7 protein-coding genes are annotated in these 11623 nt (G+C 48.7%); all 7 read right to left on the reverse strand.

Going from position 1 to position 11623, the window contains the following annotated elements; genetic code table 11:
* Window positions 1-260 precede the first annotated feature (260 nt).
* Window positions 261-983: a response regulator gene (locus tag HH215_RS20060; RefSeq protein ID WP_169281505.1), complete on the reverse strand. Its 723-nt coding sequence runs from the start codon at window positions 981-983 to the stop codon at window positions 261-263.
* On the reverse strand, window positions 973-2151 hold the full coding sequence (locus tag HH215_RS20065) for a sensor histidine kinase (protein WP_169281506.1): 1179 nt from the start codon (window positions 2149-2151) through the stop codon (window positions 973-975). Before HH215_RS20065 ends, HH215_RS20060 begins: the two co-directional genes overlap by 11 nt.
* Window positions 2152-2295: 144 nt before the next feature.
* Window positions 2296-5001, reverse strand: coding sequence for a stalk domain-containing protein (locus HH215_RS20070; protein WP_169281507.1), 2706 nt, complete (start codon window positions 4999-5001; stop codon window positions 2296-2298).
* 194 nt (window positions 5002-5195) lie between these two features.
* Complete coding sequence (locus HH215_RS20075; protein ID WP_169281508.1) at window positions 5196-5549, reverse strand: MmcQ/YjbR family DNA-binding protein; 354 nt, start codon at window positions 5547-5549, stop codon at window positions 5196-5198.
* Window positions 5546-9586 (reverse strand): SwmB domain-containing protein, encoded by a 4041-nt coding sequence (locus tag HH215_RS20080; RefSeq protein WP_169281509.1) that lies wholly within the window; start codon window positions 9584-9586, stop codon window positions 5546-5548. Before HH215_RS20080 ends, HH215_RS20075 begins: the two co-directional genes overlap by 4 nt.
* Window positions 9587-9934: 348 nt before the next feature.
* Entirely contained in the window at window positions 9935-11137 is a 1203-nt protein-coding gene (gene metK / locus HH215_RS20085; RefSeq protein WP_217362229.1) for a methionine adenosyltransferase, read from the reverse strand.
* A gap of 130 nt (window positions 11138-11267) precedes the next feature.
* A complete protein-coding gene (locus HH215_RS20090; RefSeq protein WP_169281511.1) occupies window positions 11268-11531 on the reverse strand; it encodes an alpha/beta-type small acid-soluble spore protein in 264 nt (87 codons plus the stop codon).
* Window positions 11532-11623 lie beyond the last annotated feature (92 nt).

Raw genomic sequence — 11623 nt, forward strand, 5'->3', positions numbered from 1 at the left:
CATATTGACCGTAACAAGCAAGAATACACTTCCCCGCAGTAAGTTGAGGGGTACTCTCTTAACTTCGTGTTAGTTCTTCGCAGCAAGCTGCAGGGAATATGACCCGAAGCGATTTAGTTGGTTGGAGAAGCGAGTCTACGGGGTGGCGGAGTGTTTGGTGCGAGGTGGCAAAACGCAAAAATTCGCGGCACCAGGTCGGTTGAAAGACCAGTTGCCGCGAACGGTGTGAAGTTCGATTATGTAGGGGTTTCGCTGCCAGCTTAAAGAGTAACCCAGCCGTATTTGATCGAGTTGATAACCGCTTGCGTACGATCGTCCACTTCCATTTTCTGCAAAATGCTGCTGACGTGGTTTTTGACCGTTTTCTCGCTGATGAAGAGATTTTCTCCGATGGTCTTGTTGCTCTTGCCTTCGGCCATCAAGCGAAGCACCTCCGCTTCGCGGCGAGTAAGCGGGTTGTTGCCGCGCGGGATGAATTTCGTAACCGTCTCCCGGCTGGCCGCAGCTCCGGACGTCGCGCCGATCTCGTCGAGATAGGTCATCCGGCGAAGCTGATTGATCAATTTGCCCGTTACCTTTGGATGTATGTATGCATGTCCCTCCGCCACCGTGCGGATGGCATTGATGAGCGATTCCGCTTCCATGTCCTTGAGCAGATAACCCGTCGCGCCCTTGCGAAGAGTTTCGAACACATAGCTCTCGTCATCGTGGATAGAGAGGATGATCACCTTGATCTCCGGAAAAATATCGCGAAGCCTCTCGGTCGCCACTACGCCGTTCTCCGTCGGCATGTTGATGTCGAGCAGGACAACGTCCGGCTTTTCTTTGTTGCAGAACTCGAGTACCTGGATTCCGTCACCGCATTCTCCGATGACCTCCAAATCGTTCTCCATGTTTAGTATTCGCTTAAGCCCTTCCCGAAAAAGCTGATGATCATCGGCAAGGAGTACTTTAATCTTACGTACAGCCGTTTTATTCTCCATGTGCGATTAACTCCTTTCCTGACTCCGCTTTAATGGGGACGTTGATCCTGATTTGGGTGCCCTGCCCTATTTTAGAATCGAAATCGATTTTCCCTTGAAGTAACTCTACGCGTTCTTTCATTCCGATCAAACCGAAATTAGCGTGAGATTTCGCTCTGGCTTCTATCTGATCCATACTAAAACCAACACCGTTGTCTTCTATCAGTAACTGTATCGTATTTTCGAGAAAAATCATTTCGAGCGACACGAATGTCGGCTGAGCGTGCTTCAAAGCGTTATTGAACCCTTCTTGCACAAGCCTGAACATCGCGGCTTCCATGGCGCTAGGCAGTCGCTTCTCTTTACCCGATGTATCGAAAACCGCCCTGATCCTCGTCTTCTCCTCGAAATCCTGGACGAATTTCCGGAGAGTAGGCACTAGTCCCAAGTCATCCAAAGCCATCGGTCGAAGGTTGAAAATGATTTTACGGATTTCTTCCAAACCGATGCGGATTTGAGATTTCAGATCGATGAGTTCGCTGCGAACGACCTCAAGGTCTTTCGTATCGAGCAATCTCTCCGCGATTTCCGTTCGCAGCACCAGATTGGCCAGAGATTGCGCCGGACCGTCATGAATTTCCCTAGCGATCCGTTTACGCTCGTCTTCCTGAGCCAATATGATCTTGAGTCCGATCATTTGCCGATTTTTCGCCGATTCTAAAATGCGGGTCACTTGAGTCAGATCGCCGGATAAGTAGTCAAGCACGACGCTCATCTGCAAATTAATTGTATCCGCTCTTTCGATGGAAAGCTCTACGTTTTTCGCGCGTTGCTGCAACTCGTCCCGACGGGCTTTCAGGTAGTTTTCTTTCTCCCTGTACACCATCAGATCCAGTTGCAACTGGGTTGCCTTCTCGTAAGCGGATTTAATATCCTGCTCGGAGAACCTTACGAAATCCCGACTCACTTCCGTGAGCCGGATTCGCGCAAGACGATAGTCCCGCTCCAGTCGGTCTACCTTATCTATCGTTTCCGAGGTATCTCTTAATACGGTTTCCAGCTCTTGGTTTAGGGTAAGAAGTTCTCGTCGGGCGACCTCGCAAATTTCAAAAACTTGAACTTTGCTATCTTCCATAACGGAGATCGCATTCTGGATCACGCGATCTATTTGGTCCACATGTAAATCCATAATACGACTCCCCTAATCAAAGTTCGCCCGATTGAAAATCCTGCAAGATTAGCCAGGCAAGGCCTCTCGGCACTTGCTAGCATTGTTTACATCATATCATATTTCTTAGTTTCATCGTGAACGGTTTAGGAGTTTCGGGTAAAATTAGTGAATTGTAATGGTTTTCGTTTTGCTCTCCCAATCTACCTTCTGGCCTAATTGTTCCGAAATCACGCGCACCGGAACGTAGACGCTGCCTTTAATGACCATAGGGGCAACCGTGATCGGTTGACGAACTCCGTTAACCGTCATATTGTCGCTTCCCACCCACAATTCCAACATTTTATCTCCACGCAGCACCGTTACTCTTTTCGCCTTATTGTTCCAGACGACCTGCGCCCCGAGACTATCCGCGACGAACCGTAGCGGCAAGTAGTTGGTATTGGTCCCCTTCTGCACGAAAGGAGCTCCCGGCAACATCGTTTTCTTGCCATCGACCGTAGCTTGTTTCTTCCCGACCGTCATCACGATCGTAGGTTGAGCAACCGCGATCTGATCCGGAGGATACTGCAAGGACAGATTGTCGAACGCAAGCTGCCCTTGCATAGCCCGCTCGTCCTGGTCCTCTTCCTTGTTCACGATATACAACTTGGTCAGTTTGGAGGTGCCTTTAAGACCGGCAGCAGCCAAGTCGACGCGGAAGTTCTTCCATCCCGCCCAATCGATCTGATCCGCGATCGTAGCGTATACGGTCTTGCCGTTAACGTCCGTAAACTCCGCTCTTAACCAGTGCATGCTTTGGTCGCCGAGCACATCCAGGGAAAGCGAGCTTGGCGTGCCTTCGATCGTAATTCCTTTGCCGTTATTGAGGACGGCGTTGGCGAATCTCTTGCCAAATCCGACCGTGAAGTCATAATCCATCGCCAGTACTTTGGAAGTTTCGCGTCCCGGAATTCCCGTCATGATCGACGCGGCTCCGACAGTCTCGATTGGCGTAGCGCTGAATCCGACGTTGTAGGAAACGTTCTCGAAATCTTCCAACGCCCTCTCCGTACCCGGCGCTAACACGGCAACCGCACCGAATCCGTCATACCTGGCTATCGCATATCCGGCTGCAATGTTGTTCTGAACTTTATTGACGGTTATTTTGCCGTCGCTTGAAGTCGCGGTGAAACCGCGGAATTCCCATGACACCGAGGATGCAGGAACGTTAAGCTGTCTGCCGTCCGTCAACTGCGCCTTAACTTGCATGCTAATGACAGCACCGGGCTTAAGTACCGCCGTGTTCGGCTCGACCAGCAGCTTCGACACTTGGGCTTCTCCGATGACTTCGATCGGAATCGAATCCGAAGCGTTGCCGCCCGCGTTCACTTGCAGCATTGCCGAACCCGGCTTCGATGCCGTGAACGTACCGCCAACGAACGCTCCCAATTGTTTATCCAGGCTCCATGTCGGCTGCAGGCCGTTCGGATCTATCGGATTGTAATAGGAATCGTAAGCTTTCAGAGAGTAGGTCGCTTGCTGGCCCATGAATAACGTACGGGCACCGCTGGCCACGATCCCTTTCAGCGTTCCTTGAGGAGCCGTCGTATACACGCCGATTCCGTTCGTCACCTGTCGCTGCGTCGTTCCATAAAACGTTGGGTGGGTTAACTGGGTCTGGAACTCTCCTAACGGTCGGGACACCATCGTCGTCGATCCGCCGCCGTCCATGTTGACCGCTTTCCATACGCCGAGCTCTACTAACATTTGCTGTAATTCTTTAAGAGTAACGCCTTCGCGCCCGCCGTTTTCTTCGACGGTTAACAGATAGGCGGTTGTGCCATCCTTTGAATATCCGACTGCCGTACGCGCCCGATCCGCGCTTCCGCTCACTCCGCTGATATCTCTAGTGAAAGGTACCGCAGCTCCGTTATTCAGCAGCAGGGTATGACCGCTGACCATCATCTGGAAGCTGGCCGGGTCGTAGGATTTACCGTCGGCGGATTGGAGCGAGCTTGTCGTATTGATTCGGTCTCCGACGATCAGACTCGTCTTGATGAAGTTTGCCGCCGTTCCATGGCCTCGCAAAATATATCCATTGGCTGGAATCGCCGTCTGAATGGCTCCTGATACTGAAATCTCGGTCACGATACCATCCACCACAAGCGCCTCGGTTGGAGTCGCCGCGCTGTTCGCCGGACGCTCTGAGGCCGTCCAAGCGTTCGTGTACATGTACAAAGCATTAACATGGCTATAAGCTTTGTCTGGTTCTGTCCGGTAAGCGGACTTATTGAGGCCCGCGAGCGGGAAAGTCGTTACGCCGTCGGCAGCCGTAACCGTGCCCGTAAACACAAAGTTGTCGATGATCGGCTGACGATCCTTCGTCACTCCGAATGCGTACATTCCTTGCAGCTTCTCCGTACTTACGAGAAGTTGTCCGGATGTAATCTGCGCTCCCATCGGCACGCCTTCGGTACCGCTAGCCGTACGGAATACGTCTCCGTTAATACCGGCAATCGCTCCCGTCTCCTTCGTCATCGCTCCAATCGATTGCCTCGACGTTACGCTGCCTTTCTGGCCGCCCATCGCGTTAAGCTGAACATACGGATTCTGGAGATCGACTTGCAGTACGTGAAGCATTTCGGTTGCTTTAGTCTTGTCGGACGGCACCCATGCGTAAGAAATTTGGCGAACTCCCGAAGTTACGATGGTTTCGCTTTGCTGAACTAGCTTGTAAGTAACAGCAGCTTGTGAGGCAGTAGAGGCGGCATGCGCGGTAGGAATGGCACCCGTGTTGAACGGTCCGGTAAAAATCAATACCCCTGCGAGAAATGGCAAAATGAGGCGGTTTCGTTTATGTCGAGCTTGTGTAGGTTGTAATTGCAGCATGTAATTCTGTTCTCCCGTAAGTCTATTAGAATTTGGCAGAAGTACGTAGACTCCTAGATTGCCCTACTCTATTAGACTCTTTAAGAGGCGAAAAGTTACACCGTTGAGAGGAAGTCGGCAAAAATAATAGTTTGGACAAATTTGCTACGAACATAAAAAAGGCGGCGAAGTTCGCCGCCTTACCTATTTAAGCCTTACTTAAGCTCTAATCGTTCCCGCTTACTCAGCTTGCTCCAAGCAAGCTGATAAGACTGCTCTAACATCGCAAGCACCTCGTCATCAGGCACCTTGCGATCAAGAACAACCGTGTTCCAATGTTTCTTGTTCATATGATAACCCGGAAGAACGGACCCGGAATATTGCTGCCGAAGTAGCCATGCTTCCTCCGGATCCGCCTTGAGGTTGACGCTCTCATACTCTCCAGTCTTGCCTAGTAAAGCAAACATCTTGCTTCCTACGAACAGAACCGGCAAGTCTGGATCGAAGGGGTGACGTAGACTTGTACCTACCCACTCTAAACCGTGTTCTACTAGTCTACTATGGTTCATAAGAAATCCACATATTCCAAGAATCGTTTAATCATAATCGCCGCTTCCGCACGAGTTGCGTTACTTTGCGGGTTAATGGTCTTCGTCGTCGAACCTTTGATGAAACCTGCTGTTACGCTTGTCGCCATCCCGTCTTTAGCCCAACTACTTACTTTGGCTTTGTCCTTGAACTCATTAAGCGCGGAACTGTTAGGAGTCGTCTGCACTTCGGCGTATTTCATAGCCCGTACGAGAATCGTTGCCATCTCTTCCCGGGTAATCGGCGCATTCGGTTTAAATCTCCCTGATGTATCACCTTCAACAATCCCAGCATCGCTAACAGCTCCGATATATGACGCCGTTTTGAATGTCGTTCCCACGTCTTTAAACTTTGCCGCCGAGGCTGTTGCTCCGTTTAGCCCTAATCCTCTTGCAATATACTCGGCGAACTCAGACCGCGTAATCTCTCTCCCCGGGGAGAACGTAGTCAGTGTCGGTCCACGAACAATAAATTTAGAACCTAATATCGCTACATCATCTCTTGCCCAATGCTTCGTCATATCCGTGAAAACAGCGTTATTCCGAATTACCGCATAGGTGCTATTTCCTTTACGCTTAAAGTTGACATTTACCCCGCCTGTTGCATTCTGGATATTGGTAGGCACATAAGTCACATCCCCAGAATCGTTGTCGATCCGAACGACGGAGATGTCGCCGTTCCCTGTACCTCCTGTAGACGAGAGAACGAACGTTCTTGTGACATACGTCTCATAACCGTCAATCTCCCTTTCCCTGCCTCCTGCTAACATACTTGCAGAGAAATTCGCTGGCGTAGCAAGCAATTGTGCTCCCCTACCCGCAAGTGAAGAAGCGAGCGGAGTGTTCTGAACCTTCTCGATATTCAGTAAAATATAAGCTGTGGACACATCTCCACCTGTTGATTGTAATTGTTTATTGTAGTTAATAGCTTTCAAAGGAATCGTGAACTGGACATCTCCGTAATCCAATCGAAACGAAGCATTCGATGCTTTAGAAGTCGCATCCATGATGGCCCTCAAAGGAATACCTACAAGCGCTCCAGCTTCCGTCGTTGGAACTTTGAAAGTAATCATGGGCACTGTTATGCCGCTACCTTGTTTAATAGCATCAAAAGAAGCTAACAGTTTGTCCCCGTTGATCATATATCTATTAGCCGTTCGACCTGAAGGCGTTGCCGCCGAAACGGCCGTCGAGACTTTATCAACGATAAACCGCACTCCTCCCGCGCCGTCGGATTCCAGATATTCCGGCAAATTACCCGGAAGAGGAGTTCCACTGCCCCCGTTATTCGTTACGGTTAAATCAGTAAATGCGACCACGGATTGACTAAGGGAGTCTTTCAGAGGGACTCCGGAGACATTATAGGATAGAGTTACTCGCTGTCCTACTCTAACAGCCGTAGATAATGTTAGTATGACCTGGGTACCCGAGACTGACACAGCTGTAACTGGAACGGCGACTCCATCAAACTTCGCCCCATATTGCGTGATATACGGAATCGATGTCGCGCTTAAGGTCGATGAATAGGTCAGCGCGATTTGATTGTTCGTAGCATTTAACGTCGATAGTTGGGCAACAGCGCTTGACCCCGTTGTGAAGCTAAATCCTACTATAGCCGGCGCTGCATTACTCGAAAGATCAATAATCGCAGGTGAAGTAGGGTAATAGTACAATAACAACGGAATATTGGCTGCGACGCTAGACGACAAGGTCAGTTCTATCGTGTTATTAATTACGGCAACATTTGTGATTGTCGGCAAAGCCGTGTTCGTACCGCTCGCGACAATAGAGAAACTATTTTTGGGCGGAACACTTGTCGTGTTTAAGCCCTCATTGTAGTTCAAAACGATCTTGTTACCGTTTAGAGTGGCAGAAGATAACGTCGGAGGAGCATTGTCATGAACATTCCGCACATAGAAGTCTGTAAATGCCGGCACCAAGTTTCCGCTTTGATCTCTAAGGGGATTTGCGCCTGGCGTATACGTTATGGATACCGGCATCGGACTTGTAGAATTCGAACTGAATGTCAAGTTCAAGGTCGTGCCGTAAACCACGGCAGATTTAATTCCGATCGTACTGCCATTCTGCTTCACAGTGAATTGGCTCTGAGCACCAGTAGGTAGCAACGGTATCGAGCGATTAAACGTTAATGTCAATGTATCCCCATAAATTGTACCGCTCACCGGCTTAGGTAACGTTGAATCCGTCATATTTGTTACAATTCGATTACTGAACGATTCAGCTGCGACTCCACTTATGTTTTGCAACCGTCTTCCAGGAATGTTGGCATCTTGAAAGTAAGAAACCTTTACCGTCTGTCCAATGAGAACATTGTATTGTAACGATATTCGGACCTCACTATTGTAGATGGTTACACCCGTTACGGGAGTTACGACATCATTGACCGTTACATAAAAATTACTAGCAGCTGGAACCTTATTAGAATCAAGGTTCTCATTGTAGGTTAGCACAATGTTAGCCCCGTCGATTGATGAACTATTAATTACCGGCATACTATTCGTTCCTGTTTGAAACGTCCATTGCAGCGGATTGGAGATCCCGGCGAATTTATTACCTGTCGTATCTTGAATAGTATTCTCCGGAACAGATATGGAATACTGTGTCGAGTTACTGAGAGTTCCGCTTCCTGTAAGGCTAAATAATACTTTGTTATTCGCTGAATCGAGAGTCATCGTTAACTCTCTCCTACTTGATGGACTGTTTTGCGGAAAAATATATGCCTTGGCTGTTCCCAACAAAGCACCAAGCGGTTCATTAAACGTCAAGCTCAGAACGGTAGTCGAAATACTTACATTCGTAGAAGACACCATAGGCGCATAGGCTGAAATCGCAGGAGGGATAGTATCGACTAACGCCTTAAACTTCCAGGAAACTCCTTCAAAATAATTACCGCTCGCATCACGATAAACATCCGGTCCGATCGTAACCGTATAATTAGTGTTATTAACTAGATCCGGGCAAGAAGCCCCTTTAAGATTCGCATTAATTTTACTGCCGTCAACCGGATCCACAGTTAAATTTGCCGGGATTGTACAAACCAAGCTCCCGTTAGCCGCGTTAGTGATAACTAGACTTTTGTTCTCGTTCGCGAACACTCTCTCGTCGAATTGCATGGACAAATAGGCGAGCTTCAAGTCCCCCACAGTTCCGTTATTAACCGGCGCATAAGATACTGCCTTCGGTTTTATCGTATCTAATGCAGGTTTAGTCTTAAAAGACCACAAACCAGCACTGAAGCCAGCATATGCACCACCATTTACCTTGTCTCTCAGTACTCCTGAGTCTATAAGAATATGATAGATCGTATTATAGTCCAGTCCGCTTATTGGAACGTTGACCGTAAGTCCTGTAATATACTCCGGTTTAATTTCACTCGTATAGACCGTGACATTATCAGACGCTCTCTTCACCTGAATATACCCTGAGCCTGCACTGACCTCCCGATTAAAAGACATGGATAGATTAGCCTGGTTGACTGGATCAACGGTTTGGGAGGCTATGGCTGGAAATAAATACGTAACAAGCAGATCTTCGACCTGAAACGTCCATTGTTTCGTAATGCCGTCGATTCCCACGAAAGCTTTGGTCGGGGTTCCGTAGCTTATTACTGCAGTAGAAGGTACCGTAACCTGATAAGTTCCAGCTGGCAACGGGTTCCGCGGTTTGATAATAATCGATGTACTAACCGTATCAAGCTGCACGACAGAAGTATCTGTTATAGCATAGGATTCACTAAAAGCCGTACCTCCCACATTGGTCAACACAATATTGCCCGTTCCAAGAATAATTGCCTCATTAAACGTAAGCTTTAAGATCGTATTGGGAACCACAGATGTTGCCCCTTTGATTGGAAAGAACCCCGAAGGTTCGAAACTTGTTTCTCCCGCCAAAGCATGAACTTCCGATTTAACCGGTGCTGCAGTTGCAACCGTAATAGATAGTGACTGCACGATTAAACTAATGAATAAGAGAAGCGATAGAGTACGTTTAAGCTGCAAAAGAAATAACCTCCCGAAGACACAGTAGTACTTTATATTTCGGCGAGTTAGGCATAGAAATTAAGGGACTTGCCGACTAAACTAAGGGATTATTTTCAATTCGTCAATAAAAAGACTCTTGCGTTAGGTTACTCCCAGCCGCAAGAGCCTTCTCTATCCTTCGGTTAAGGCGTTAGCGTTAACCAAACGGATTGTCCGTACCAAGCGAACAAACGGTATTCCCCTGGAACAAGATCGCTTGTATCCACTACATGAACCGTATCGAGATCACTATCACATGCGCGGGGTTCAAAATACGCAAAAAAGACCTGAACCCACTTCGGTTCAGGTCTAAAATAAAAGCTAATTTTATACTAAGGCGCCCTGCTTCAATGCTTCAACACGGTCTAGACGCTCCCAAGGAAGGTCAACGTCCGTGCGGCCGAAGTGGCCGTAAGCAGCTGTCTGACGGTAGATCGGACGACGTAGATCCAACATCTTGATGATGCCCGCAGGACGTAGGTCAAAGTTGTTCACGATCAATTCAACCAACTTCTCCTCTTCGATCTTGCCAGTACCGTATGTGTCTACGTTGATGGAAACCGGGCTTGCTACGCCGATCGCGTATGCGAGCTGGATCTCGCATTTGTCAGCCAGGCCAGCAGCAACGATGTTCTTAGCCACGTAACGAGCCGCATAAGCCGCCGAACGGTCAACCTTTGTAGGATCCTTACCGGAGAACGCACCGCCGCCATGGCGAGCGTATCCGCCGTACGTATCCACGATGATCTTACGACCGGTTAATCCTGCATCCCCTTGAGGTCCGCCGATAACGAAACGCCCTGTCGGGTTGATGAAGAATTTGGTATCGGCATCCAACCATTCAGAAGGAACTTCCGGATAGATCACATTCTCGCGAATGTCGCTCTGAATTTGTTCTAGAGTAATATCCTCGGAATGCTGCGTCGATACGACGATAGCATCTACGCGAACGGGTTTACCGTCTTCATATTGTACCGTAACTTGCGTTTTTCCATCCGGACGCAGGTAAGGCAGCTTGCCGTTCTTGCGAACTTCGGACAGACGACGGGACAAACGGTGCGCCAGCGCGATCGGAAGCGGCATCAACTCAGGAGTCTCGTTCGTTGCAAAACCGAACATCAAACCTTGGTCTCCTGCGCCGATATCTTCATTTTCTTGCTGGATGTCTTTACCGTCACGGGTTTCCAAAGCTGCATTTACGCCTTGCGCGATATCTGCGGATTGTTCGTTCAGGGATGTCAGAACGGCGCAAGTACTGGAATCGAATCCATACTTGGCGCGGGTATAACCGATTTCTTTAATCGTGCGACGCGCGATGGCGGAAATATCTATAAAATCGGCTTTGCTGCTGATTTCACCAATAACAAGCACAAGTCCTGTAGCTACGGAAACTTCGCAAGCTACGCGAGCATAAGGGTCCACTTCCAAGAACGCATCCAATACCGCGTCCGAGATTTGATCGCATATTTTATCCGGATGGCCTTCGGTGACCGATTCGGATGTGAAGAGATGCCGTCCTTTAATCGACAAAGTCTCCAACCCCCACATATAAAAATCAACCTTTTCCAATTGGAAAAGGCTGTTAAGAGAAACCTTCGATTAATAATGATACCGGATTTGTCGAGGGGTGTCAATGCGCGTCAGCCCAGAAAAACCATTGCTAAATGATCGTTTGTTGCGCTTGTTGAATCAGGCGTTTCGTAATTCCGCCGCCGAGGGATCCCGCTTCCCTAGAAGTCAGGTTACCTAAATATTGTTGTCCATATCCAGCTGATCCGATGCTACCGAGCTCACCGGAAAATTCCGAATCCACGTCACCGGTCGATGCAGCGATGGGCACGCCAAGTTCCGACGCAATCTCGTACTTCATCTGCTTTAACGCATTCGCGCATTCCGGTACAACCAACTTGTTGCTTCTCGCCATAATGATAAGCCTCCTTGAATGTTGATGAACTTAGTATGTGTCGGGTCACCGCAATCAAGGCGTATTACATTATGGGTGTTGGGGGAAAATCA

Origin of the sequence: Cohnella herbarum, assembly GCF_012849095.1 — a bacterium.
Taxonomy (GTDB): Bacteria; Bacillota; Bacilli; order Paenibacillales; family Paenibacillaceae; genus Cohnella; species Cohnella herbarum.